This window comes from Rubrivivax gelatinosus (assembly GCF_016583785.1).
In the GTDB taxonomy this organism is placed as follows: Bacteria; Pseudomonadota; Gammaproteobacteria; order Burkholderiales; family Burkholderiaceae_C; genus Rubrivivax; species Rubrivivax gelatinosus_B.
Genome location: NZ_NRRU01000027.1, coordinates 1 through 25861, shown reverse-complemented (window position 1 = coordinate 25861; position 25861 = coordinate 1). Strand labels below are relative to the sequence as shown.

The 25861-nt window shown below is 68.9% G+C and carries 20 protein-coding genes and 1 tRNA gene; 18 read left to right on the top strand and 3 right to left on the bottom strand.

What is annotated here, in order from left to right:
* Nucleotides 1-66: 66 nt before the first annotated feature.
* Nucleotides 67-768, top strand: a complete 702-nt coding sequence (locus CKO43_RS09125; protein WP_200378451.1) for an SIMPL domain-containing protein — start codon at nt 67-69, stop codon at nt 766-768.
* A 24-nt stretch (nt 769-792) separates the two neighbouring features.
* Here the strand turns inward: CKO43_RS09125 and CKO43_RS09120 are convergent, their stop codons facing one another.
* A complete protein-coding gene (locus tag CKO43_RS09120; protein ID WP_200228303.1) occupies nt 793-1569 on the bottom strand; it encodes a 3-hydroxybutyrate dehydrogenase in 777 nt (258 codons plus the stop codon).
* A gap of 80 nt (nt 1570-1649) precedes the next feature.
* Between CKO43_RS09120 and CKO43_RS09115 the strand changes: the two genes are divergently transcribed.
* The 3 genes from CKO43_RS09115 to CKO43_RS09105 all read left to right on the top strand — a co-directional run bounded on the left by CKO43_RS09115 (nt 1650) and on the right by CKO43_RS09105 (nt 4908).
* Nucleotides 1650-2513, top strand: coding sequence for an alpha/beta fold hydrolase (locus CKO43_RS09115; protein ID WP_200378450.1), 864 nt, complete (start codon nt 1650-1652; stop codon nt 2511-2513).
* Nucleotides 2510-4747 (top strand): RelA/SpoT family protein, encoded by a 2238-nt coding sequence (locus CKO43_RS09110; RefSeq protein WP_200378449.1) that lies wholly within the window; start codon nt 2510-2512, stop codon nt 4745-4747. The genes CKO43_RS09115 and CKO43_RS09110 overlap by 4 nt, the downstream gene beginning before the upstream one ends.
* 84 nt (nt 4748-4831) lie before the next feature.
* Nucleotides 4832-4908 (top strand) — tRNA-Val (locus CKO43_RS09105).
* A gap of 374 nt (nt 4909-5282) precedes the next feature.
* On the opposite strand, the gene CKO43_RS09100 is transcribed toward CKO43_RS09105, so the two are convergent.
* Complete coding sequence (locus CKO43_RS09100; protein ID WP_200378448.1) at nt 5283-7046, bottom strand: methyl-accepting chemotaxis protein; 1764 nt, start codon at nt 7044-7046, stop codon at nt 5283-5285.
* 1060 nt (nt 7047-8106) lie between these two features.
* Here CKO43_RS09100 and CKO43_RS09095 point away from each other — a divergent pair.
* The 14 genes from CKO43_RS09095 to CKO43_RS09030 all read left to right on the top strand — a co-directional run bounded on the left by CKO43_RS09095 (nt 8107) and on the right by CKO43_RS09030 (nt 25260).
* Complete coding sequence (locus CKO43_RS09095) at nt 8107-9285, top strand: methyl-accepting chemotaxis protein (protein ID WP_200228299.1); 1179 nt, start codon at nt 8107-8109, stop codon at nt 9283-9285.
* A gap of 14 nt (nt 9286-9299) precedes the next feature.
* Nucleotides 9300-9668: a response regulator gene (locus tag CKO43_RS09090; RefSeq protein ID WP_200228298.1), complete on the top strand. Its 369-nt coding sequence runs from the start codon at nt 9300-9302 to the stop codon at nt 9666-9668.
* Between the two features lie 68 nt (nt 9669-9736).
* Entirely contained in the window at nt 9737-10036 is a 300-nt protein-coding gene (locus CKO43_RS09085) for an STAS domain-containing protein (RefSeq protein ID WP_346728233.1), read from the top strand.
* Nucleotides 10033-12225, top strand: a complete 2193-nt coding sequence (locus CKO43_RS09080) for a chemotaxis protein CheA (RefSeq protein ID WP_200378446.1) — start codon at nt 10033-10035, stop codon at nt 12223-12225. Before CKO43_RS09085 ends, CKO43_RS09080 begins: the two co-directional genes overlap by 4 nt.
* Nucleotides 12226-12281: 56 nt before the next feature.
* Nucleotides 12282-13955 (top strand): methyl-accepting chemotaxis protein, encoded by a 1674-nt coding sequence (locus CKO43_RS09075; RefSeq protein WP_242481108.1) that lies wholly within the window; start codon nt 12282-12284, stop codon nt 13953-13955.
* 12 nt (nt 13956-13967) lie between these two features.
* On the top strand, nt 13968-14516 hold the full coding sequence (locus CKO43_RS09070; protein WP_200228294.1) for a chemotaxis protein CheW: 549 nt from the start codon (nt 13968-13970) through the stop codon (nt 14514-14516).
* A 36-nt stretch (nt 14517-14552) separates the two neighbouring features.
* Nucleotides 14553-16367, top strand: coding sequence for a methyl-accepting chemotaxis protein (locus CKO43_RS09065; RefSeq protein ID WP_200378444.1), 1815 nt, complete (start codon nt 14553-14555; stop codon nt 16365-16367).
* A gap of 34 nt (nt 16368-16401) precedes the next feature.
* Nucleotides 16402-18330 (top strand): HAMP domain-containing methyl-accepting chemotaxis protein, encoded by a 1929-nt coding sequence (locus CKO43_RS09060; protein ID WP_200378443.1) that lies wholly within the window; start codon nt 16402-16404, stop codon nt 18328-18330.
* 17 nt (nt 18331-18347) lie between these two features.
* Nucleotides 18348-19592, top strand: a complete 1245-nt coding sequence (locus tag CKO43_RS09055; RefSeq protein ID WP_200378442.1) for an EAL domain-containing response regulator — start codon at nt 18348-18350, stop codon at nt 19590-19592.
* Nucleotides 19589-20392 (top strand): CheR family methyltransferase, encoded by an 804-nt coding sequence (locus CKO43_RS09050; protein ID WP_200228290.1) that lies wholly within the window; start codon nt 19589-19591, stop codon nt 20390-20392. Before CKO43_RS09055 ends, CKO43_RS09050 begins: the two co-directional genes overlap by 4 nt.
* Nucleotides 20389-20916, top strand: a complete 528-nt coding sequence (locus tag CKO43_RS09045; RefSeq protein WP_200378441.1) for a chemotaxis protein CheD — start codon at nt 20389-20391, stop codon at nt 20914-20916. Before CKO43_RS09050 ends, CKO43_RS09045 begins: the two co-directional genes overlap by 4 nt.
* Entirely contained in the window at nt 20913-21986 is a 1074-nt protein-coding gene (locus CKO43_RS09040; protein ID WP_200228288.1) for a protein-glutamate methylesterase/protein-glutamine glutaminase, read from the top strand. The genes CKO43_RS09045 and CKO43_RS09040 overlap by 4 nt, the downstream gene beginning before the upstream one ends.
* A gap of 161 nt (nt 21987-22147) precedes the next feature.
* Nucleotides 22148-23185 (top strand): AraC family transcriptional regulator, encoded by a 1038-nt coding sequence (locus tag CKO43_RS09035; protein WP_200378440.1) that lies wholly within the window; start codon nt 22148-22150, stop codon nt 23183-23185.
* A 257-nt stretch (nt 23186-23442) separates the two neighbouring features.
* Nucleotides 23443-25260 carry an AI-2E family transporter gene (locus CKO43_RS09030; RefSeq protein ID WP_200378439.1) on the top strand — a complete coding sequence of 606 codons (1818 nt, stop codon included), beginning with the start codon at nt 23443-23445 and terminating at the stop codon, nt 25258-25260.
* Nucleotides 25261-25273: 13 nt separating this feature from the next.
* Here the strand turns inward: CKO43_RS09030 and CKO43_RS09025 are convergent.
* Nucleotides 25274-25861, bottom strand: a 588-nt coding sequence (locus CKO43_RS09025) for a pyridoxal-phosphate dependent enzyme (protein ID WP_200378438.1), incomplete at its 5' end; no start/stop codon positions are given.

The window sequence follows — 25861 nt, the reverse complement described above, 5'->3', positions numbered from 1 at the left end:
GTCCACTCGTGTGTCGCACGAGGGAAATCGAGTCAGCAACCCTTGCACCTGAAAGGAAACGTATTTATGCCCCTTGCCCGAAAGGCCTTCGCCATTGCCGCCGTCGCACTGTGTGCCGCCGTGCAGGCGCAGACGCTGCCGGCGCCGCAGAACGTCGTCAGCCTGAGCGCCAGCGCCACGGCCGAAATCCCGCGTGACCTGCTGCAGGTGGGCTTCTCGACCTCGCGCGAAGGGCCGGACGCGCAGACGGTGCAGTCGCAGCTCAAGCAGGCCCTGGACGCCGCACTCGCCGAGGCACGCAAGGTGGCGCGCCCGGGGCAGATCGAGCTGCACACCGGCAACTTCGCGCTTTATCCGCGCTACAGCAACAAAGGCGTGGCCAACGGCTGGCAGGGCAGCGCCGAACTCGTCGTCGAGGGCCGCGACGTCGCCGGCATCGCCCAGTTCACCGGGCGCGTGACGACGATGACGATCGCACGCGTGGGCTACTCGCTGTCGCGCGAGGCACGCGAGAAGGCCGAGGCCGAACTCTCGGCCGAGGCCATCGGCCGCTTCCGCAACAAGGCCGACGCGATCAGCCGCCAGTTCGGTTTCGGCGGCTGGGGCATACGCGAGGTCTCGGTGTCGTCGAACGAACCGCCGTCGGGCGTGTACCCGATGGCGATGAAGGCGCGTTCGGCGATGGCCGACGAGGCGCTGCCGGTCGAAGCCGGCAAGGCCAGCGTCACCGTCACCGTCGGCGGCAGCGTGCAGATGTCGGCGAAGTAGAGGGCAGGGCGGCGGCCCTGGCGCCTACTGCGCCAGCCAGCCGCCGTCCATGTTCCAGGCCGTGCCGAGCACGTTGTCGCCGGCCGGCGAACACAGGAACAGCGCCAGCGCCGCCAGCTGCTCGGGCGTCGTGAAGCGCAGCGAGGGCTCCTTCTCGGCCAGCAGCTGGCGCTCGGCTTCTTCGTTCGTCAGCCCGTGATCGGCGGCGCGCGCGTCGATCTGCTTTTGCACCAGCGGCGTCAGCACCCAGCCCGGGCAGATCGCGTTGACGGTGACGCCGCTGCGTGCGCACTCGAGCGCCGCCGCCCGCGTCAGGCCGATGACGCCGTGTTTGGCGGCGACGTAGGCGCTCTTGCCGGCCGAGGCCGCCAGCCCGTGCACCGAGGCGATGTTGATGATGCGGCCCCAGCCGCGGTGCTTCATGCCCGGCAGCGCGACGCGCATCGAGTGGAAGGCCGAACTGAGGTTGATCGCGATGATCGCGTCCCAGCGTTCGACCGGGAAATCCTCGACCAGCGCGACGTGCTGGATGCCGGCGTTGTTGACGACGATGTCGGGGCCGCCGAACTGCTGGCCGCACTGGTGCACCAGGTCCTCGATCTCGGCCGGTTTGCGCATGTCGGCGCCGTGGTAGGCGACTTCGCCGCCGCCTCTGGCGGCGCGCACCGTGGCGAGCGCGGCCTCGACGTCGCCGAAGCCGTTGAGCATCAGCTTGGCGCCTTGCTGCGCCAGCGCCACCGCGATGCCCAGCCCGATGCCGCTGGTGGAGCCGGTGACCAGTGCCGTCTTACCCTGGAGCATGCGACGCTCTCCCGCCGGTTGCTACGATCGGCTGATTCTGGGGTGTACCCCGTCTGCGCGCCATCCTCTTCGTCCCCACCATGATCCCCCGTCTCGACTACGTGCAGTGCCTGGACTCCCGCGGGCTGCACCGGATGGCCTACTGGGAGTGGGGCGAGCGCACGAACCGCCGCGTGCTCGTCTGCGTGCACGGCCTGTCGCGCCAGGGGCGCGACTTCGACACGCTGGCACGGGAGCTCGCCGCCGAGTACCGCGTCGTCTGCCCCGACATCGTCGGCCGCGGCCGCAGCGAGCGCCTGGCCGACCCGGCGGGCTACACCGTTCCCGGCTACGTCGCCGACATCGTCACGCTGCTGGCGCGGCTGGATGCCGACAGCGTCGACTGGGTCGGCACCTCGATGGGCGGGCTGATCGGGCTCGGGCTGGCCAGCCTGCCGGGCTCGCCGCTGCGCCGCCTGGTGCTCAACGACGTCGGCCCGACGATCGAGCCGGCGTCGCTGGAGCGCATCAAGGGCTACCTCGGCCAGCCGGCGCACTGGGCCACCGTCGAGGAGGCGGCCGAGGCCATCCGCCGGATCTCGCTCGGCTTCGGCCCGCACAGCGCCGAGCAGTGGCTGGAGCTGACGCGGCCGCAGCTCGTGCCCGACGGCGCAGGTTTCAAGCCGCACTACGACCCGGCGATCGCGATCCCGTTCCGGGCGATGACGGCGGAACACGCCGCCGCCGGCGAAGCCGCGCTCTGGGCCGCCTACGACCGCCTGCGCTGCCCGACGCTGCTGCTGCGCGGGGCCGAGTCCGACCTGCTGTCGCCTGCCACCGCCCAGGCCATGACACGCCGCGGCCCGTGCGCGCGGCTGCACGAGTTCGCCGGCGTCGGCCATGCGCCGATGCTGGTGCAACCGGAGCAGCGCGCCGTCGTGCGCGACTTCCTGCTCGCACCATGAAGACCGCCGATCGTTCCGAAGCGGCCGTCGACGCGGCCGCGATCGTTGAATTGGCGGCGCGCGAAGCCGGTGCCGCCGAAGACGGCACCGGCGCCCTTGACCGCGCGCGTGCCTTCGCCGAGCCGCTGTTGGCCGGCCACCTGCTGGATACCGGTGAGCCGGCGCTGGCGCACGCCGACGGTGTCGCCGGCATTCTGCAGGCCATCGGTGCCGCGCCGTCGATGCGCGCCGCCGCCTACCTGGTCTATGCCGGCGACTACCTGCAGCACCCCGAGGAGATGGTCGCCAAGGCCTTCGGCAGCTCCTATGCCAGCCTGGTGACGCACACCCGGCGCCTGGTGCAGATCCAGCGTGCGACACGCGCTGCGCCGCTGCTCGCCGCGCAGCGCCAGCAGCATGCCGAGGCGGTGCGCAAGATGCTGCTGGCGTTCTCGCACGACCTGCGCGTCGTGCTGCTGCGGCTGGCTTCGCGCCTGCAGACGCTGCGCTGGTACGCCGCCGAGCGTGTGCCCTGTCCGCCCGTACTGGCCGAGGAGACGCAGCAGATCTTCGCGCCGCTGGCCAACCGCCTGGGCATCTGGCAGATCAAGTGGGAGCTGGAGGACCTCAGTTTCCGTTTCCTGCTGCCCGACGAATACAAGCGCATCGCGCGCCTGCTCGACGAGAAGCGCGTCGAACGCGAGCAGCGCATCGAGGCCGCGCGCCGGCGCATGGTCGAGCGCCTGGCCGAAGCCGGCATCCGCGCCGAGGTCCACGGCCGGCCCAAGCACCTGCACAGCATCTGGAAGAAGATGCGCGGCAAGGGGCTGACGATCGAACGTGTCTTCGACCTGAGCGCGTTGCGTGTCATCGTCGACGACGTCGCCACCTGCTATGCCGCGCTGTCGCGCGTGCACGAGTGCTTCCGCCCGGTCGACGGCGAGTACGACGACTACATCGCGCGGCCCAAACCCAACGGCTACCAGTCGCTGCACACCGTGGTGCAGGACGCCGACGGCCGGCCGCTGGAAGTGCAGATCCGCACGCGTGCGATGCACGAACACGCCGAACACGGCGTCGCCGCGCACTGGATGTACAAGGAGGCCGGCGTGCGCGGTTACGCCGGCGTCAGCGCCACCGGTGACTTCAACGAACGCCTGGCCGAGGCGCGCAAGGCCGTGCTGCGCGAGCTGCTGGCCTGGGAGCGCGAAACGACCTCGCCCCAGGACACGAGCACGGCACCGGTCTTCGACGACCGCATCTACGTCTTCACGCCGCAGGTCAGCATCATCGACTTGCCGGCCGGGGGCACGCCGGTGGACTTCGCCTACGCGCTGCACACCGACCTGGGCCACCGCTGCCGCGGCGCGCGGGTCGACGGCGTGATGGTGCCGCTGAACACGGCGCTGCAGTCGGGGCAGACGATCGAGATCGTCTCGGCCAAAGAAGGCGGGCCGTCACTGGACTGGCTCAACCCCGAGCTCGGCTATCTGAAGAGCCCGCGCGCCAAGGCCAAGGTGCGCGCCTGGTTCAACGCCCAGGCGCAGGGCCTGACGGTGGCGCGCGGGCGCGAGCTCGTCGAGCGGCTGCTGCAGCGCGAGGGCAAGACCGCGGTCAAGCTGGAAGGCCTGGCCGAACAGCTGGGCTTCAAGACGGCGGACGCGCTGTTCGAGGTCGTCGGCAAGGACGAGTTCTCGCTGCGCAACATCGAGCAGATCCTGCGCCCGGCCGTGCCGGCGCCGGCCGAGGAAGACGAGACCATCGCGCTGCGCCGCCCGCGCCACGAGGGCAGCGGCCGCGGCAAGGGCGGGGTGCTGGTGGTCGGCGTCGACTCGCTGCTGACGACGCTGGCACGCTGCTGCCGGCCGGCGCCGCCGGACACCATCGGCGGCTTCGTCACGCGCGCCAAGGGTGTCGCCATCCACCGCCGCGACTGCACCAACTTCCGCCACATGGCGCAGCAGGAGCCGGGGCGTGTCATCGAAGTCGAGTGGGGCCGCGACCGCGAAGGCGTCTACCCGCTGGACGTGATCATCGAAGCCAGCGACCGCCAGGGCCTGCTGCGCGACATCTCCGAGGTATTTGCCAAGGAGAAGATGAACGTCATCGGCGTGCACACCCAGAGCGTGAAGGACACGCGCGGCGGCACCGCCTGGATGACGTTCACGGTGGAGGTGTCCGATACCGCGCGGCTGACGCAGGTGTTGAAGCAGCTGACCGGCATCGGCGGCGTTCGCCACGCGCGCCGGCGCTGATGACTTCGAAAGCTGTCATTTGAGGGGGTAGAACACTCGGGTATTTGCAAAAACGCGAATCCCAGGTATAGTCATAGGCTCATTAGGCGCGTAGCTCAGCTGGTTAGAGCACCACCTTGACATGGTGGGGGTCGTTGGTTCGAGTCCAATCGCGCCTACCAAATTTGGTAGGGAAATCAAGCACTTAGCGGAAACGCTAAGTGCTTTTTTTCTGCCTGTATGGAACGCAGGGGCGGACTTTGGGCCCCCTCCTGCGAGTATCTGCTGCCTTCGGCACGAAGGCAGCCGTTGGCTACGGCCGAGACGCCAAAGCCGAAGATCTAGTTCGCGCTGCCGTCCCGGTGTCCAGGATGCGGCAGGTGACCGCTCTACGTCTCCGCTGGCACTCCGTCCATTCTCAAGCGAAGGAGCCTCCTTGGAAGCCGGGGCGGTTCAATCAATGCACCGCGTGGCAACCAACGGGCGCTCTTCGGTAATCAGGTTCATCGACGACTCCTTGATGGGTGGGGGCAGGTGCTGGCGCGGCACGCCGCGCTCAGAACGAAGCCCAGTCGTCGGTGCCGGTCCTGGCGGATGCGTTGGCGCCCGGGCTCGGCCGCAGGGTCTGTGCAGGTGCAGTGGCACGCTTGGCCTTGAAAGCCGGGCGGGTGACGTTCTTGGCACGGTTCGGGCCGCGCCGCTCGCCGCTGGGCTCGTTGGCTCCCGGGGCCGCAGCGTCAGCGGCGCCCGCGTGCCCTCCAGGCGACAGCTTGAACATCGCCACCGCCTGTACCAGTTGCAGTGCCTGTCCTTTCAGGCTTTCCGCGGCGGCGGCGCTTTCTTCCACCAGCGCCGCGTTCTGCTGCGTGGCCTGGTCCATCTGGCTGACCGCCTCGCCCACCTGTTGAACGCCCGAGCTTTGCTCGGCGCTGGCTGAAGTGATCTCGGCCACGATGTCACTCACCCGCTGAATGGAGCCCACGATCTCACCCATGGTCTTGCCGGCCTGATCGACCAGCGCGGTGCCCTGCTCGACCTGCTCGACGCTGCGGCCGATCAGTGTCTTGATTTCCTTGGCTGCTTCGGCGCTGCGCTGGGCCAGGCTGCGAACCTCGGAAGCCACGACGGCAAAGCCGCGGCCCTGCTCACCCGCGCGGGCGGCTTCGACCGCCGCGTTCAGAGCCAGGATGTTGGTCTGGAAGGCGATGCCGTCGATCACGCTGATGATGTCGCCTATCTTGCGGCTGCTGTCGTTGATGCCCTGCATGGTGGTAACCACCTTTCCGACCACCTCGCCGCCTTGCGCAGCCACCGCCGACGCGCCCTGGGCCAGCTGGTTGGCCTGCTTAGCGCTGTCGGCGTTGTTGCGGACGGTGGTGCCCAGCTGATCCATGGTGGCGGCCGTCTGCTGCAGCGCGCTGGCCTGTTGTTCGGTGCGGCTGGACAAGTCCTGATTTCCCTGCGCGATCTGTGCGCTGGCGGTGGCCACGCTCTCAGAGTTCTGCCGCACGCTGGACACCAACAGGGACAGCGCCGTCTGCATGCGGGCTGCAGTGGCCATCACGCTGGAGTCGTCGCCCGAACGCGGTTCGATGCGCACGCTCAAGTCGCCATCGGCCACACGTTGGATGGCCGCGCCAAGTTCAGCCGGCTCGCCGCCAAGTGCGCGCGTCAGACTGCGTGTGAGCAGCACGCCGGCACCGCCGGCCAGCAGGAAGGCGAGCGCGCAGGCACCGATCAGCAGGTTGCGTTGCGCGGCATAGTCTGCCGCGGCAGCCTCCACGCGTTTGTCAGACACGGTGCGAACGAAGTCGACGTACGCCTGCACTGCCTTGTCCAGGCTGGCCAGCAACGGGCGGCACTCCTTGTTCATCTTCTCGACGGCTTCGTCGCGCCGTTTGGTCATGGCCTTGTCGACAATGTCCAGGGCGACAGGCGCATAGGCCTTCTCGACTCTGTCCATTTCCGCAATCAGACGGCGTGCTTCTTCAGAAACATCGTTCGCCTGGCCCATCTGCTTGAGCTTGCTCATCGACTCTGTCGCTTCCTTGTGAGCGGCAAGGACCTTTTCCTTCTCGACGGCCATGTCCTCGGGGCTGGTGACGAGAACCAGATTGCGTGCGGCGATGGCTCTGTGGGCCACAGCGCTTCTCACGTGCCCGGCCATGTCGAGGCGTTCGGTGATGCCATTGACGAAGCCGTCGAACCGCCGATCGGCGTCAGACAGCGATTTGATGGCGAAGCCGGAGACGAGCAGCACCACCAGAGCCAGAAGGCCAAAGGCCCAGGTCAATTTGGCACGCACGGTCAGGTTGTTCATTGCTCTGTTCCTTCAAACAGGGAGACGGCGAGGTCAGGGGGATCAGAGCAAGCGAATGCGAGCACAGGGTTGCTTTCCCGGACTCGTCGTACGGATGGCCGAACTACACGATCTGTTATCGGCCTGCGATACAACTTCAGTAGCAGACTTCGGACAAGTGTCGGAAAGACGGCCTCCGCGAGCGACCGCTGTCGCCATCGCTGACTTCCGCGGCGACGTTGGCGAAGGTCAAGTTCCTGGGTGGAGCGGCCATCCGCTCCGAAACTGGCCGGGGGCAGCAATGGGTCGGCTGCGCCATTTCGCAGTCGGCGAGAGTTCCGCTGATCTGCGCCACTGTCAGCAGTTCCAGTCCGTGGCGGACCAGATCGGTGATCGGCCCGGTGCTCCTTGTCCAGATAGTTCTCGCGCCGCCTGTGGGCGTCCTTGACTCAACATTGACGTGGTGGGGGTCGTTGGTTCGAGTCCAATCGCGCCTGCCAACAGACAGCCCGGAAGATCGTTGATCTACCGGGCTTTTTCGCTTTTCGGCCGACTACTCGCTGGCCGCCCGGGGTAGTTCCTGGGCAACTTCCGCTGCTGGCCTCGGCTGCATGACGGCGGCCAGCAGGCGCCTCTGCGCGCCGCTGTCGGTGCCAGGGGGCCATCACCGCCGAGACGGGAACCCTGTACTCGCTTGCCGCCGTGCCCGGGCCGGCCAATGCGGCACTGTCGCCGCCCGGCTGCTGCGTGCTCGCGAGTGGCCCGCGGGCAGGCGGCGCGCGACGAAGCGCGTTATGCCACCGCGCAGCCGGACCCGGGGCCGGAGCCTGCGCTAGCCGCCTGGGCGGCAAACGCGGCAGAACCGCTCACGCCCGCGCCGTTCCCGGTCCGCACGCGTGCGGCAACGCCACGCGCTTCCCCCGGCCGTGATGGGTTGCGTGGTCGGCTGCCGGTTGGCCGCGGCGGCCCGCATGTTGTCCGCCAAGGCGCTCCCGCATGACGGCACGCGGCCGAAATGCCCAGAGCAAGGGCCGAATGCGGCCGAACCGTCGAACCGGAGCAACGCTCGTGAAAACCCGCCATGCAAGACGATAGGACGGCTGCCCGTACCGCCCATGCCACCCGCGAGTCGTGGGGGCGCTGGCGTGCCGCGGCGACAGCCCTGGCCGGCGCAGCACTGGCCGCAGCCGCTGGCGGCGGCCTGACACCCTGGACCGTGCTGGCCGCTGCGCTGCTGCTGCTGAGCGGCCTGTGGGCCGATCGCACGAGCCAGCGCCGACACGAGGCGGCGCACGGCGCCACCGCGGCGTTCGTGATTGCCAACGAAGGTCTGGGCCGCGACGTGCTGCCGCTGTGGAGCGTGCACATCGAGCAGTCGCGTCTGCAGATGGAGACCGCGGTCGCGGCGTTGAGCCAGCGCTTCGGCAGCATCGTCGACCGCCTGGGACAGGCGCTGAAGGCGTCGGCGCCGGATGGCGACCATGGTGCGGCAGGCGTCTTCGACCGGAGCCGACAGGAACTGCAAGGCGTGCTCGGCTCGCTGCACAACGCGTTGGCCAGCAACAGCGCGATGCACGCCGAAGTGCAGAGCCTGGGCCGCTTCGTCGATGAACTGACGCAGATGGCCGCCGAGGTGGCCAACATCGCGGCGCAGACCAATCTGCTGGCCATCAATGCCGCCATCGAAGCCGCCCACGCGGGCGACAGCGGCCGCGGCTTTGCGGTACTGGCGCAGGAAGTGCGCAAGCTCTCGGCGATGTCGGGCGAGACCGGGCGGCGCATGGCCGAGAAGGTCGGTGTCATCGCTGCGGCCATCGTCAGCACGCGGCGCAATGCCGAGGTTTCGGCGGCACGCGAAAGCGCGTCGGCGCTGGCCTCGGAACAGACGATTCACGGCGTGCTCGGCCAGCTCCAGGGCGTGACGCAGGCGCTGGAGGGTTCGGCCGAGGTGCTGCAGCGCGCCAGCGTCGACATCCAGGCGGAGATCGTCGAGGCCCTGGTGCAACTGCAGTTCCAGGACCGCGTCAGCCAGCGCATGACCCATGTGCGCCACAACATCGATCGCCTGCCGGAGCTGCTGGCTGCGACCCGCGAGCAGTTCGAGATCGACGGCGCGCTGAAGGCCGTCGACGCGGCCGCGCTGCTGGCCGAGCTCGAAGGCAGCTACGCCATGGCCGACGAGCGCAACACGCACCGCAGCAGCGGCGCGCCCGCTGTTGCCGCCGCGCCTTCGCCGCTCGAAGAAGTCACCTTTTTCTGAAAGCCAGGGAACCCATGGCCAAGACCATCATGATCGTCGACGACTCGGCCTCGCTGCGCCAGGTCGTCGCCATTTCGCTGCGCGGTGCCGGCTACGACGTGCTCGAAGGCTGCGACGGCGTCGACGCGCTGAAGAAGCTGACGGGCCAGAAGGTCCACCTGATCATCAGCGACGTCAACATGCCCAACATGGACGGCATCACGCTCGTCAAGGCGATCAAGGGGCTGCCGGCCTACCGCTTCACGCCGATCGTGATGCTCACGACCGAGTCGCAGGAAGGCAAGAAGAAGGAAGGCCAGGCGGCCGGTGCGAAGGCCTGGATGCTCAAGCCCTTCAACCCGCCGCAACTGCTGGCCGTCGTGCAGAAGCTGGTGCTGGCATGAGCCCGCAGGACTTGTCCGGGGCTCATTCCCGCTTGGCGGGACCGGCCGTCAGGCCGAAGGGTGCCCCAGTGAGCCCCCCGCTGTGCATCGACGGTGAGCTGACGATCTACCGCGCCAGCGAACTGCGCGAAAGCCTGCTGGCCGCGCTGGCCACCCTGGACCCCGGTGCCGACCTCGAGCTCGATCTCGGCGGTGTCACCGACATGGACAGTGCCGGCGTGCAGTTGCTGATGGCTGCCCAGCGGTCGGCGGCCGCTGCCGATTCGCGGCTCAGCCTGGCCGCCACCAGCCCGGCCGTGGCCGATGTCCTGGCCACGCTCGGCCTGACCGCCCACTTCGACGTCTCATCTTCACGGACCCCGGCATGAACCTCGACGACGCCCTGCAGACCTTCATCGTCGAAGGTCGGGAACTGCTCGACGACATGGAGGCTGCGCTGCTGCGCGTGGCCGACGAGGCCGCTCCCGCCGAGAGCATCAACGCGATCTTCCGCGCCGCGCACACCATCAAGGGCTCCGCCGGCCTGTTCGGCCTGGACGGCGTGGTCGCGTTCACCCACGTCGTGGAGAGCGTTCTCGACGAGGTGCGCGAAGGCGGCATCGCGCTGGACGACGCCTTGATCCCGCTGCTGCTCGGGTGTGCCGACCACATCGGCAGCCTGATCGACAAGGTCGAGGCCGGTCTGCCGGCTGCCGCGGCCGGTGCCGACCCGAGCGGGGACGCGCTGCTGTCGCGGCTGCAGCACTACCTGGCCGCGCCCGCCGTGTCAGCGTCGGCTCAGGCGGCCGAGGCGCAGCTGGAGCCGGCCCGCGCGGCCGCGGCTGGCGGCGGCGTCGACCATTGGCATCTGTCGCTGCGTTTCGGCGCCAGCGTGCTGCGCAACGGCATGGACCCGCTGTCGTTCATCCGCTACCTGGCGACGCTGGGCAGCATCGAACGCATCGTGACCCTGCACGACGCCGTACCGGCGCTCGAAACGCTGGACGCCGAGGCCTGCTGCCTGGGCTTCGAGATCGCGTTCAAGAGCGCGGTCGACAAGGCGACGATCGAGGGCGTGTTCGAGTTCGTCATCGACGACTGCGTGCTGAAGATGGTGCCGCCGCACAGCCGCGTCGCCGAGTACCTGGCCTTGATCGCCGACCTGCCCGAAGAGCCGCCGCGGCTGGGCGAGATCCTGGTGCGCTGTGGCAGCGTCACCGCGCGCGAACTGGAGACCGCGCTGCAGACGCAGGCGGCAGCGGCAGCGCAGACGCCAGCGGCCGTGCGGCAGCCGATCGGCAGCATCCTCACCGAGCAGGGTGCGGTTTCACCCGAGGTCGTCGACGCCGCCCTGGCGCGGCAGCGCCACGATGGCAAACCGCACGAAGGCCAATCGGTGCGTGTCGACGCCGACAAGCTCGACCGCCTGATCAACCTCGTCGGCGAACTCATCATCGCCGCCGAAGGCGCCAACCTGATCGGGCGCCGCATTCCCGATCTGAAGCTGCACGAAGCCAACTCGACGCTCGCCGACCTCGTCGAGGAGGTGCGCGACAGCGCGCTGCAACTGCGCATGGTCAAGATCGGCGCCACCTTCAGCCGTTTCAAGCGCGTCGTGCACGACGTGGCGCGCGAACTCGGCAAGGACATCGAGCTGCAGGTCAGCGGCGAGGACACCGAGCTCGACAAGACCGTGGTCGAGAAGATCGGCGACCCGCTGATGCATCTGGTACGCAATGCGATGGATCACGGCATCGACTCGGCCGAACTGCGTGCCGCGCGCGGCAAGCCGGCGCAGGGCACGCTGGCGCTGAACGCGTACCACGACTCGGGCAGCATCGTCATCCAGGTCAGCGACGACGGCGGCGGCTTGAACCGCGACAAGATCGTGGCCAAGGCGGTCGAACGGGGTCTCGTCGAAGCCGGCCGGACCTTGAGCGACGACGAAGCCTACGCCCTGATTTTCGAGCCCGGCTTCTCCACTGCCGACAAGGTGACGAATCTGTCGGGCCGCGGCGTCGGCATGGACGTCGTCAAACGCAACATCACGGCGCTGCGCGGCAGCGTCGCCCTGGCCAGCACGCCGGGCCGCGGCACCACCGTCACGGTGCGCCTGCCGCTGACGCTGGCGATCATCAACGGCTTCCAGGTCGGCGTCGGCAAGTCGGTGTTCGTGGTGCCGCTGGACGTGGTGGAAGAGTGCATCGAGTTCAAGGCCGAGCCGGGCCGGGACTACGCCGACCTGCGCGGCCACGTCATGCCGTTCATACGCCTGCGCGAGCTGTTCGGCGTGCCCGGCACGCCGCCGACGCGGCAGAACATCGTCGTCGTCCGGCACGGCGGGCACACCTTCGGGCTCGTCGTCGACACGCTTCTGGGCGAAGCCCAGACCGTCATCAAGCCGCTGTCGAAGATGTTCGCGCAGGTGCGCGGCATCAGCGGCTCCAGCATCCTGGGCAGCGGCGACGTGGCGCTGATCCTCGACGTGCCGCTGCTGATGCAGCAGGCCCAGGTGCCCGCGCGCCAGACCGCGGCTCCGGCCCCGGCCGCCGCTGCAAACCGATCCGTTCTTGCTTGAAAACGAGCAGTTGCTCCAGTGACCATCAGCCCGAAGGAATTGAGATGTTCTCCCGCATGAAGTTGTCGACGAAGCTCTTTGGATCCTTCGCCTTCGTATTGCTCTTGATGGTCGGCTTCGGCATCTTTTCGATGACGCGCCTGTCGATCGTGAACGACACCGCCATCGACCTGGCAACCAACTGGATGCCCAGCGTACGCGGCGTACTGCTCACCAAGTCGAACCTGAACCGCGTCAGGGTGCTCGAGCTGCGGTCGATTCTCGAGACCGATCCCGGCTTGATCGCGTCGGGCGAGAAAGAGATGGAAGAACGCATTGGCGCCATCCGCAAGGAATGGGACGCCTACCTTCAACTCGTCTCGTCGCCTGAAGAGCGCCAGAGCTACGACCTCTTCAAGGCCGACCTGGAGGTGTTCCTGCCGGAGCACGCCAAGCTGGTCGCCCTGGTGCGGGCGGGCAAGAGCGCGGAGGCGAGAGCCGTTCTGGATGGCGAAGGCCTGAAGCGCTACAACTCGATGCGCGCGACCTCCGACAAGCTGGCCCAGATCAACATCGACGGCGGCGCCAAGGCCGCGCAGGTCGCCCAGGCAACCTATGCCTCGGCCCGCCTCCTGACCATCGCCCTGCTGTCGGGATGTGCGGTCATCGCACTCTTGATCGCCTTCGTGATCACGCGCTCGCTGACGCGCCAGCTGGGCGGTGAACCGGCCTACGTTGCCGACATCGCCACCAGCGTCTCCACTGGCGACCTGACGGTCAAGGTCCAGCTCCGGGACGGCGACCAGGGCAGCGTGCTGTACGCGATGAAGACCATGGTCGACAAGCTGTCGGGCGTTGTCGCCGAGGTCAACGGCGGCGCTGAAGCGCTGGCCGGTGCCTCCGAAGAGGTCAGCGCGACCGCGCAGTCGCTGAGCCAGGCCTCGAGCGAACAAGCCGCGGGCGTGGAAGAGACCAGCGCGTCGATGGAGCAGATGACCTCGTCGATCTCGCAGAACACCGAGAACGCCAAGGTCACCGACGGCATGGCCACCAAGGCCGCGGAAGAAGCTGCCGAAGGCGGCGAAGCGGTGCGTTCCACCGTGGCGGCGATGAAGCAGATCGCCAAGAAGATCGGGATCATCGACGACATCGCCTACCAGACCAACCTGCTGGCGCTGAACGCGGCGATCGAAGCGGCGCGGGCTGGCGAACACGGCAAGGGCTTTGCGGTGGTGGCGGCCGAAGTGCGCAAGCTGGCCGAGCGCAGCCAGATCGCGGCGCAGGAGATCGGCACGGTGGCGAGTTCGAGTGTCGAGCTCGCCGAGAAGGCCGGGCGCCTGCTCGACTCGATCGTGCCGAACATCAAGAAGACCTCGGACCTGGTGCAGGAGATCACGGCGGCGTCCGAAGAGCAGAGCTCGGGCGTGGGCCAGATCAACGCGGCGGTGACGCAGCTGAGCCAGACGACGCAGCAGAACGCGTCGAGCTCCGAGGAGCTGGCGGCCACGGCCGAGGAGATGAGCAGCCAGGCCGAACAGCTGCAGCAGACCATGTCCTTCTTCAAGATGTCCGGCGGCTCGCCGGCGCGCGTGGCGGCATCGGTCATCGCCAACGCCGCGGCGCGCCAGCCGGCAGCTGCCAGGGGCCGCCGCCAGGGCAGCCGGCGCAGTGCGGCAGGCGTTCCCGGCGCGAACTCGGTCGCCGACGCTGCCGACACCGCCCCCGATGAATCGCAGTTCGCCCGCTTCTGAGGAGAGCTCCGAATGAACACCCTGGCTCACAAGCCCCTCGCGCAGGCCGCCGCCATGGCGCCGGCCGCGCTCGAACCCGCCCAGTACCTGACCTTCATGCTCGGCAGCGAGGTCTTCGCGATCAGCATCCTGCAGGTCAAGGAAATCATCGAGTACCACAACCTGACCGAGGTGCCGATGATGCCGCCCAGCGTGCGCGGCGTGATCAACCTGCGTGGTGCGGTGGTGCCGGTGGTGGACCCGCAGGCACGTTTCGGCCGCGCCTCGAGCCCGGTCGGCAAGAAGACCTGCTTCGTCATCGTCGAGGTGCAGGCGGACGAAGACCGCCACGTCATCGGCGTCATCGTCGATGCCGTCAATGAGGTGCTGGATATTGCCGCCACCGAGATCGAGCCGCCGCCGTCCTTCGGTGCGCGCCTGCGCGCCGACTTCCTGACGGGCATGGCCAAAGTCGGCGGCCGTTTCGTGATCCTGCTCGACGTCGATCAGGTCTTGCGACTCGACGAGGTCGGCAGCCATGAGCAGCCGCGCGCGGACGCGGCGGAACCCGCTGTCGCCTGAATCACCTCGCGCCTGCGCGAACCGAAAGAACCGTCCATGTTCTCCAATCTGAAAGTCGCGACCCGCCTGGCCCTCGGGTTCGGTGTCGTCATCCTGCTGCTGCTCGCCATCTCGGTGCTGAGCGTGCTGCGCCTGGCCTCGGTCAACGACGCCACGGTACTCATCACCAAGGACCGCCTCCCCAAGGCCCTCCTGGCCAATGAGATGCTGCTGCGCACGGTGGACAACGGGCGCCGGGTGCGCAGCATGCTCCTGGCCACCAGCGATGCCGAAGCCGAGGCGCTGAAGCTGAAGGTGCAGGAGAACCGCGCCGCCAACGGCGAGCTTCTCGCGCGCATCGACAAGCTGATCAGCACCGAGAAGGGACGCGAGCTGTTCAAGGTGGTCGCCGAGAAGCGGGCTGCCTTGAACGACAAGTACGAGCCGCTGTTCGCCGCCATCAAGGCCGACAAAGCCCAAGCCCTGGCGTACCAAAAGTCAGAATTCTCGCCGGCCAACCAGGCACTGGAGCAGTCGCTCAAGGTCATCGTCGCATTCCAGGAGGATCTGATGAACCAGGGCGCCTCGTCAGCCGAGACGACCTACCAGCAAACTCGCACGCTGATCATCGGCCTGGCGCTGCTGGCCGTGGCCGTGGCTGTGGCCGTGGCCTATTTCATCACCCGCGGGCTGCTCAAGCTGCTGGGCGGTGAACCCGACTACGCGGCCGGGGTGCTCCGCAAGGTGGCCGTCGGCGACCTGGCACTCGAGGTGGCCACGCGGCCCGGCGATGAGTCGAGCATGCTGTTCGCGGTCAAGCAGACCGTCGGTCAGTTGCAGCAAGTCATCGGCGAGGTCGGCCGCGTGATGGGCGGCGTCGCCACTGGCGACCTGACGCAGACCATCGACGGTGCGTACAAAGGTGCCTATGCCGACATCCAGGGCCACGTCAACGACACCATCGCCCAGCTGTCGCAGGTCGTGACCGAGGTGAACGCCAGCGCCGAGGCGCTGGCCGGCGCCTCCGAGGAAGTCAGCGCGACCGCGCAGTCGCTGAGCCAGGCCTCGAGCGAACAGGCCGCGGGCGTCGAAGAGACCAGTGCCTCGATGGAGCAGATGACCTCGTCGATCTCGCAGAACACCGAGAACGCCAAGGTCACCGACGGCATGGCGACCAAGGCCGCAGTAGAAGCTGCTGAAGGCGGCGAAGCGGTGCGTTCCACCGTGGCGGCGATGAAGCAGATCGCCAAGAAGATCGGGATCATCGACGACATCGCCTACCAGACCAACCTGCTGGCGCTGAACGCCGCGATCGAGGCGGCACGTGCCGGTGAACACGGCAAGGGTTTCGCCGTCGTCGCCGCCGAGGTGCGCAAGCTGGCCGAGCGCAGCCAGGTCGCCGCGCAGGAGATCGGCACGGTGGCGAGTTCGAGCGTCGAGCTCGCCGAGAAGGCCGGGCGCCTGCTCGACTCGATCGTGCCGAACATCAAGAAGACCTCGGACCTGGTGCAGGAGATCACGGCGGCGTCCGAAGAGCAGAGCTCGGGCGTGGGCCAGATCAACGCCGCGGTGACGCAGCTGAGCCAGACGACGCAGCAGAACGCGTCGAGCTCCGAAGAGCTGGCGGCCACCGCCGAGGAAATGAGCAGCCAGGCCGAACAGCTGCAGCAGACCATGGCCTTCTTCAAGCTGGCCAGCGCGAGGCCGGCGCGTGCAGCCGCCGCGGCGGTGTCCTCCGTGGCCAGGCGCAAGACCGAGGAGCCGAAACCGGCCCGTGGCAAGGTGACTCGCGGCAGCGGCTCGTTGGCTTTCGCGAACCCGGCGGCAAGCGGTGCAGACGCCATCGACGAGGCGCAGTTCGCACGGTTCTGATGGTTCTGATTGCAAGCGTTTCCAAGGTGTTCACATGAACTGGTTCCTCCGCCTGAAGCTGGCGCACAAGCTGTTGCTGACATTCCTGACCTGCTCGCTGCTCACGGCGGCGGTGGGGGTCTATGGCCTGCTGCGCGTCACCGAGCTCGGCCACATGCTCGATACAACCTACACCGGCAGCGTGCTGCCGGCACAGCAGGTGTCTGTGGCGATGGCGCGGCTGACGGACCATTCGCGCGTCTACATGCGGCTGCCGGCCATCAAGGACGTCGCCGAGCAGCAGGCGACGGTACTGCGGGCACAGGCGCACCTGGAAAAGTTCCGCCAGGCCGTCGACGCCTACCGCGGCACCGACCTGTCGGCCAAAGAGAAGGCGCTGCTCGGGCAGCTCGACGCCCAGCTGCCGAACTATGTGGCGCAGAACGACAGGGTCGCGGCCCTGACACTGGCCGGCAAGCCGGCCGAGGCCGCCGATCTCAGCAACGGCGAGGCGCGCAAGGCCATCACAGATGCAGAAAACACGCTGAGCGCCATGATCGTCGAGCTGGCCTCGGACGCCAAGGAGACCGACGAATCGGGCGCGGACGCGGTCGCGTCGGCCCGCATCGTGCTGCTCGGCACCGTCGTCGCTTCGGTCGTGCTGGCGATCGGGCTGGGCCTGGTGGTCACGCGCATCGTCTCGCGCCAGCTCGGCGGCGAGCCGGCGCACGCGGCGGAGCTGATGCGCCGTGTCGCCGAGGGTGACCTCAGCGCCGAGATCACGCTGCGTCCCGGGGACCAGCACAGCTTGCTGCATGCGCTGCAGCAGATGGTGCAACGGCTCGGGCAGGTCATCGACGGCCAGCGCCGGGTGGTGGAAGCCGCCAACCGCGGCGACTTCGCAGCGCGCGTCGACGTCACCGGCCTGCAGGGCTTCCAGCACGAGATGGGCGACAGCTTGAACCAGTTCGTGGCGACCACCGGCGACGGCATCCAGGACGTGGTGCGTGTCATGGGCGCGCTCTCCGAGGGCGACCTCACGATGTCGATCGAGCGCGACTACCCCGGCTCCTTCGGCGAGATGAAGCTCTACGTCAACAACACGGTGGTCAAGCTGGCGAACGTGGTGGCCGAGATCAACAGCGGCGCCGAGGCCCTGGCCGGTGCGTCCGAAGAAGTCAGCGCCACGGCGCAGTCGCTGAGCCAGGCGTCAAGCGAACAAGCCGCGGGCGTGGAAGAGACCAGCGCGTCGATGGAGCAGATGACCTCGTCGATCTCGCAGAACACCGAGAACGCGAAGGTCACCGACGGCATGGCGACCAAGGCCGCGGAAGAAGCTGCCGAAGGCGGCGAAGCGGTGCGCTCCACCGTGGCGGCGATGAAGCAGATCGCCAAGAAGATCGGGATCATCGACGACATCGCCTACCAGACCAACCTGCTGGCGCTGAACGCGGCCATCGAAGCGGCGCGTGCCGGTGAACACGGCAAGGGCTTCGCCGTCGTCGCAGCCGAAGTGCGCAAGCTGGCCGAGCGCAGCCAGATCGCGGCGCAGGAGATCGGCACGGTGGCGAGTTCGAGTGTCGAGCTCGCCGAGAAGGCCGGGCGCCTGCTCGACTCGATCGTGCCGAACATCAAGAAGACCTCGGACCTGGTGCAGGAGATCACGGCGGCGTCCGAAGAGCAGAGCTCGGGCGTCGGGCAGATCAACGCGGCGGTGACGCAGCTGAGCCAGACGACGCAGCAGAACGCGTCGAGCTCCGAAGAGCTGGCCGCCACCGCCGAGGAGATGAGCGGCCAGGCCGAACAGCTGCAGCAGACCATGGCCTTCTTCAAGGTCGTCCGGACCGTGGCCGCGCTGCGGCCGCCGGCCGCCGTGGTCCGCAAGCCAGCCCCGGCCAGCCGGCCGCGGCGCGAGCTGCGCCGGTCCTCGCCTGCCGACGCCGCCGCTGCGGTGATCGACGAGGCGCAGTTCGCCCGCTTCTGACACACCGGCTCGCCGCCATGTCCAGCCCGACACCACCGGTGGCGTCGCTGCTCGTCGTCGACGACAGCGCCGTGCAGCGCGAACGCACGGTCCAGACCTGCCGGGAGCTGGGTGTGCCTTTGATCTACGAAGCGGCCAGCGGCGCCGAGGCGCTGGCGCTGCTGCGCCATCTGGTGCTGACGCCGGACCTGATGATCGTCGACCTCGAGATGCCGGGCATGGACGGCATCGAGCTGATCCAGCAGTTGCTGCCGCAAGGCCTGGCGCTGCCGCTGATCGTGGCCTCGGGCCAAGAGAAGGCCGTGATCGACAGCGTCGAGACCCTGGCCTGCCACCTCGGGCTGGCCGTGCTGCCCGGCTTGAAGAAGCCGCTGTCGACCGCGGCGCTGGGCGCCGCGCTGGCGGAGCTGGGAAGCCGGACGGCCGCTGCCACCTCGCCGCCGGTCGCGCCGGGTCCGGCAATTGACGCCCAGGCGCTGGCCGCCGCCATTGCCGACGGCAGCATCGGTGTTCACTACCAGCCCAAGGTCGACATGCGCACCGGCATCGTGCGCGGCGTCGAGGCGCTGGCGCGCTGGCCGCATGGCGGCGGCTTCGTGCCGCCCGACCGCTTCGTCGCGCTGCCCGAATCCGAGGGACTGATCCACGCGCTGACGCTGTCGGTGCTGCGCCAGGCGCTGGCCCAGGCCGCCGACTGGAACGCCCACGGGCTGCGCCTGTCGATGGCGGTGAACCTGTCGCCGCGGCTGCTCGACAGGGCGCAGCTGGTGCAGGAGGTCACCGATCTCGTGGCCGAACACGGCCTGCGGCCGGACCAGGTGGTGCTGGAGATCACCGAAAGCTCGGTCGTCGACTGCATGGGCGCGGCGCTGGGTGTGCTCGCGCGACTGCGGCTCAAAGGTTTCGGTCTGTCGATCGACGACTACGGCACCGGTTTCTCATCGCTGCAGCAACTGGCCCGGATCCCGTTCACCGAGCTGAAGATCGACCGCAGCTTCGTGCACGGCGCCCTGCAGCGCAGGAACCTGCGCGTCATCCTGCGCTCGGCGCTGGACATGGCGCGCCAGCTCGGCCTGGTGACGGTGGCCGAGGGCGTCGAGACCCTGGAAGACTGGCGGCTGCTGCAGGCCCTGGGCTGCAGCGTCGGCCAGGGCCACCTGATCGCGCGGGCGATGCCGGCAGACGAACTGCCGGCCTGGCTCAGACGCCACCAGTCCATCCTGCACGAACTGCGCGCCGAGGCCGCCAACGAGACCCTATGACGACCACGATCACCGACCAGGAATTCAGCAAGTTCCAGCGCTTCATCTTCGAGGCCGCCGGCATCACGCTGGCGCCGGCGAAGAAGGCGCTGGTCAGCGGCCGGCTGTCCAAGCGCCTGCAGGCGCACCAGTTGTCGAGTTATGGCCAGTACTTCGATCTGCTCAGCAGCGACGGCGCGGCGGCCGAGGTGCAGACCGCGGTCGACCTGCTGACGACCAACGAGACCTACTTCTTCCGCGAGCCCAAGCACTTCGAGCTGCTGCGCCGGCTGGCCATGGCGGCCCGCGTGGCCGCCACGCCGCTGCGCGTGTGGAGCGCGGCCAGTTCGACCGGCGAGGAGTCCTACAGCATCGCGATGGTGCTGGCCGACGTGCTCGGTGACACCGGCTGGGAGGTGGTCGGCAGCGACATCAGCAGCCGGGTGCTGCAGCGTGCCCGCGCCGGGCACTACCCGATGGAGCGCGGCCGCAACATCCCCGCGGACTATCTGAAGCGTTTCTGCCTCAAGGGACAGGACGACCAGGCCGGTACATTGCTCGTGCAGCGGGCGCTGCGCCAGCGCGTCAGCTTTGCGCAGGTGAACCTGAACACCGATCTGCCGCGGCTGGGCAGCTTCGACATCATCTTCCTGCGCAACGTGATGATCTATTTCAATGGCGACACCAAGCGCGAAGTGGTCAACCGCGTGCTGGCGCTGCTCAAACCCGGTGGCCATTTCTGCATCGGCCACTCCGAGAGCCTGAACGACATCAGCACGGCCGTGGTCCAGCTGGCGCCTTCGATCTACCGCAAGCCATGAGCGCCGACACGGTGCTGCTGCAGCCGGGCGAGTACTTCGTCGGCAACGCGGGCCAGCGCGTGCGCACCATGCTCGGCTCCTGCGTCTCGGTGACGCTGTGGCACGCCCGGCTGCGCGTCGGCGCGATGTCGCACTCGCTGCTGTTCAGCCGCGCCGGCACCGCGCCGGCCGCCACACTGGACGCGCGTTATGGCGACGAGGCGCTGACGCTGATGCTGCGTGAGCTGCTGGCGCGCAAGGTCGTGGTGGCGCAGTGCGAAGCCAAGATCTTCGGCGGCGGCGACATGTTCCCGGCGCAACACAAACGCGGCGCCGCGGCCGTCGGCCGCCGCAACGGCGAAGCCGCGCGCGAACTGCTGCAGCGCCAGGGCATAGAGGTCGTGTCGGAGAGCCTGTTCGGCTTCGGCCACCGCCAGATCGTGTTCGACATCGAGAGCGGCCATGTCTGGTCGCGTCAGCTGCGCCTGCCAGCCTGGCTGCTGCCGGGCCAGGCGCCACAGCAGTCAGCGAGGCAGGCAGCATGAACCCCATCAAAGTGCTCGTCGTCGACGACTCGGCCGTCGTGCGTCAGGTCATCGGCGGCATGCTGGCCGCGGCGCCGGGCCTGCAGGTGATGGCCGCGGTGGCCGACCCGCTGCTCGCCATCGAACGCATGCGACAGCAGTGGCCCGACGTCATCGTGCTCGACGTCGAGATGCCGCGCATGGACGGCATCACCTTCCTGCGCAAGATCATGAGCGAGCGGCCGACGCCGGTGGTGATCTGCTCGACGCTGACCGAAAAGGGCGCGAAGACCACGCTCGAGGCCATGGCCGCCGGCGCGGTGGCCATCGTCACCAAACCCAAGCTCGGCTTGAAGCAGTTCCTCACCGATGCGGCCGACGACCTGGTCGCCACCGTCAAGGCCGCGGCGCGCGCCAACGTGCGCCGCCTGGCCGTGAACGCCGCCGCGCCGCCGCTGGTGGCGGTCGGCAAGAACACGGCGGACGTGATCCTGACGGCGGCTTCGCCGCGCGCGATGACGCAGACGACCGAGCGCGTTGTCGCGATCGGCACCTCCACCGGCGGCACCCAGGCGCTGGAGGAGGTGCTGACGGCGCTGCCGCGTGTCTGTCCCGGCATCGTCATCGTGCAGCACATGCCCGAGAAGTTCACGGCCGCGTTCGCGGCACGGCTGGACGGTCTGTGCCACATCAGCGTCAAGGAGGCCGAAAGCAACGACCGTGTCGTCAACGGCCGGGCACTGATCGCCCCCGGCGGCCGCCACCTCGTCTTGAAGCGCAGCGGCGCCCAGTATTTCGTCGAAGTGGTCGACGGGCCGCTGGTGAACCGGCACCGGCCTTCGGTCGACGTGCTGTTCCGCTCGGTGGCCAAGAGCGCCGGCGTCAACGCGCTCGGCATCATCATGACCGGCATGGGCGACGACGGCGCGGCCGGCATGCTCGAGATGCGCGGCGCCGGCGCCAAGACGGTGGCGCAGGACGAGGAAAGCTGCGTCGTCTTCGGCATGCCCAAGGAAGCGATCAAGCGCGGCGGCGTCGAGCGCACGCTGCCGCTGTCCGGCATGGCGCAGGAGATCCTGAAGCAGTTGTGAGGCGGGGCGATCCGGCCCCGCGGGCCGGCGATCCATGTGCGCTGGCGTACTGACCGGCGCTCCCGGACAGCCTACGGTCGGGTGTATCGATTCCCGAAACCGATCTCTTGTCTCGCCCAGCGGACGGCAGCAGGCTTGTTTTGTCGAGCCCTGGCGTGCCGATGGCCGGCGACCGCGAGCGCCGGGTCGCGCCGGTTCTGCTGCGGTCACTGAAGGACGAGTTCTTGCGGCTGCACGCCGATCCGGACGCGCTGTTCACGGAGCTCGCGTTCGGCCTGGGCGAGCTGGAGGTTCCGGGGGCGATGATTCCCCATCACAGCGCAACCCTGCTCGTGCGGCGTGCGCTGGCATTGATCGGGGACGCCGCGCTGGGCTTTCGGCTGGGCGTCCGCAGCAGGATCACCCACCGTGGCGCGCTCGCCCTGGGCCAGCTGGCCAGCAGGACGCTGGGGGAAGCCATCGCACTGGAGATGCAGTTCCAGAGCTGTGCCGGTTACCTGGTTTCCTTGCGCGCCGAGCTGCCCGACCGCCGCCATGTTCTGGTGGCCGAACCCCGATCCGGCGACCACGACATCGGGTCCTTTCTGGTCGACGAAGTGTTCACCGCCTGCGTCACCCTGCGCCGCGTGCTGACGGGTGCGCACTACGTGCCGATGTTCGTCGAGATGGTGCGCATCCGGCCGTCGAACGCGGAGGAACTCGAGCGCTATTTCGGCTGCCCGGTGTTCTTCGGCGGGCTCCGAAACCTGCTCGTCACCGACAACGGCTGGCTCGACTACCCGCTGCCGCAGGCCAGCGCCGTGGCCTGCAGGCAAGCGGTCGACATCATGGAACGCGAGACCCGGGGGGCGTCGACCGAGTCGACGACATCGTCGAACGTCGAGGGCGAGATACTTCGTCTGCTGCCCAACGTGGTGAGCCCGGCCGTGCTGGCATCGCAGTTGCACATGAGCGAGCGCTCCATGCGGCGCCGGCTGGCAGAACAGGCCGTCAGCTACCGGCATCTGCTCGACGACTGCCGCAAGTCGAGGGCACTGGAACTGCTGGTGAACGGGCAGCGCTCGGTCCGGGAAACGGCTGCGGAGACAGGCTTCGCCGGCGTCGGCAGCTTCCGTCGCGCCTTCAAGCGCTGGACCGGTTCCAATCCATCGGACATGGCCCGATCCGACCGATCCGCCACTCGCGACGGTACCCGGTGAGTTGTCCATGGAAGTTTGCTGCCGGCACGATTTGCCGGATTGTTCCGAGCAGCGTTCATCTGGCGCCCGGTTCCTGAGCTCCAGTTCCCGCAGCGCCGTGCATCCAGAGCCGGCATCCTTCGGCGGCAGCCAGCCGACAACGGCGCCTGAGGGTGGAATGCCGCAGCATCGCGCACGCGGCTGCCGGCGGCGCGGGCGGTGGCGAGCGCTGGAAGTATTGGGATACTCGCGGCTGCCATGCCGTCCCGTCCCATGCGATGACTTCGCCGACTCCCCAGCCCTTCGCGCTCAAGATCCTGGTCGGCATCGCGCTGCTGGGCCTGCTGTACGTCGGCCGCGACGTGCTCGAGCCGATCGCGCTGGCGATCACGCTGGCCTTCGTGATGGCGCCGATCGTGCACCGCATCCGCCGCCTCGGCCTGGGCCAGGCGCCGGCGGCGATCGCCGCGCTGCTGATCGTCGGGCTGCTGGTGGCGGCCGTCGCCGGCGTGCTCGTCGCCCAGGTCGGCGAGCTCTCGCACGAGCTGCCACGCTACGAGAACAACGTGCGCCAGAAGGTCGGCACGCTGCGCGAGCTGATGCTGCGGCCGCTGCAGGAAGTGCAGGGCCGCGCCGGCCGGATGATCGGCGACCTGGGCCCGGCGCCAGCGCTGCCGGCCGACGCCGACACGCAGGCGCCAGCCGCGGGCGACGACGGCGCCAGCGCCTCGCTGCTGGGCCAGCTCGTGGCCGCCGTCTGGGGCCCGCTCGGCTTCGTCGGCGTCGTCGTGCTGGTGCTGGTGTTCGCGCTGCTGGAGCAGGATTCGCTGCGCGACCGGCTGATCCGGCTGCTCGGCGGGCGCGACTTGCGTGCCGCCACCAGCGCACTCGACGACGCCGGGCAGCGGCTGTCGCGCTACTTCATCTCGCAGTTCTCGGTGAACGCCGGTGTCGGCTTCGCGATCTGGGCGCTGCTCGGCCTGCTGGGAGTGCCGCATGCGGTGGTGTGGGCCGCACTCGGCGCCTTGCTGCGCTTCGTGCCCTACGTCGGCTTCCCGGCCGCGGCGCTGTTCGCCAGCACGATGGCGGCGGCGATGGCGCCGGGCTGGGAGCTGGTGCTGTCGACGGCGCTCGTCTTCCTCGGCGTGGAGCTGGTCGCGGCCTACGTCGTCGAGCCCCAGCTTTACGGTCACACGACCGGGCTGTCGCCGTTCTCGGTGGTGGTCGCGGCGATCTTCTGGGGCGCGCTGTGGGGGCCGGTCGGGCTGCTGCTGTCGACGCCGCTGACGCTGTGCCTGGTGGTCGCCGGGCGCCACGTGCCCTCGCTCGCCTTCCTCGACCTGCTGCTGGGCGATGCGCCGGCGCTGGACCTGTCGCAGCGCTTCTACCAGCGTGCGATCAGCGGCGACCCGGTGGAGGTCCTGGCCGACGCACGCCGTTTCCTCAAGCGCAAGTCGCTCGCCGCCTACTGCGACAAGGTCGTGATGCCGGCGTTCGAACTGGCGCACCAGGACTACGAGCGCCAGCTGATCAGCCCGCAGCAGCAGGCCGCGGCGCAGCGCGTCATCCTGCAGGTGCTGGCCGAGCTGACGCGCGCGCCGCTGCCGTCGCGGCGGCGCTCGGCGGTGCTGGACGGCACCGGCCTGGGCTTGCGCCTGCGCCGCGAACGCGAGCGTGTCGAAGGCCGCTGGCAGGGCCCGCTGGACGTGCCGCCGGGCTCGCTGCTGCTGTGCGTGAGCCTGCCCGACGCTGGCTCCGAACTGACGGCCGAGCTGCTGGTTCGCGTGCTGCGCAGCGAGCACCACGACGCGCGCCACGCCACCGTGAACGAGCTGGCCGAGGTGCCGCCCGACATGCGTCCGGAGGCGATCGGCGTCGTCTTCGTCGTCTGTGGCGGCGGCGAGGCCGGCGCCGCGCACGAGCTGCGCGCGCTCGACGCCTGTCTGGCCCAGCTGCCGCAGGCGCGTGTCGTGGCGATGCTGCCGGCCTCGCTGTCGGGCCAGCCGCCGCAGGACCCGCTGGCCACCGACCGGGTGCACCACACCGCCTACTCCTTCGAGGAGGCGGTCGCCCTGGTGCAGCGGCGACCGAGCTGAGCGCGGCGCGGGTTCAGACCGGCGTGTCGCCGAGCACCACCGGCTCGTAGGCGTGCAGCGAGGGCAGGCCGCCGGTGTGCAGGAACAGCACCGGTTCGTCGGCCTTCAGCTCGCCGCTGCGCGCCAGGCCGATCAGCCCGGCCATGATCTTGCCGGTGTAGACGGGGTCCAGCAGCACGCCTTCGGTGCGTGCCAGCAGCTGCACCGCCTCGACCATCGCCGCGTTCGGCACCGAGTACTTGGGCTGCCAGTAGCCGCCGACGCAGTGCACCGCCGCGCGCGGCACCTCGAAGCCGGCGCCGATCAGGTCGACGACGGCCTGAGCCTCCTTGTGCACCAGCGGCACCTGGTCGGCCGGATCCCGGCTGACGCCGATGCCGGTGATCGGGATCGCGATGCGGTTGCCCAGGAAACCGGCGAGCAGGCCGCCATGCGTGCCCGAGCTGCCCGAGCCGACGACGACGCGGGCGATGTGCAGGCCTTGCTCGAACAGTTGCTGCTGCAGTTCCTGCGCGCAGGCGACGTAGCCCAGGCCGCCGATGGCGTTGGAGCCGCCGCCCGGGATGATGTAGGCGCGCCGTCCGGCGGCCAGCGGCAACAA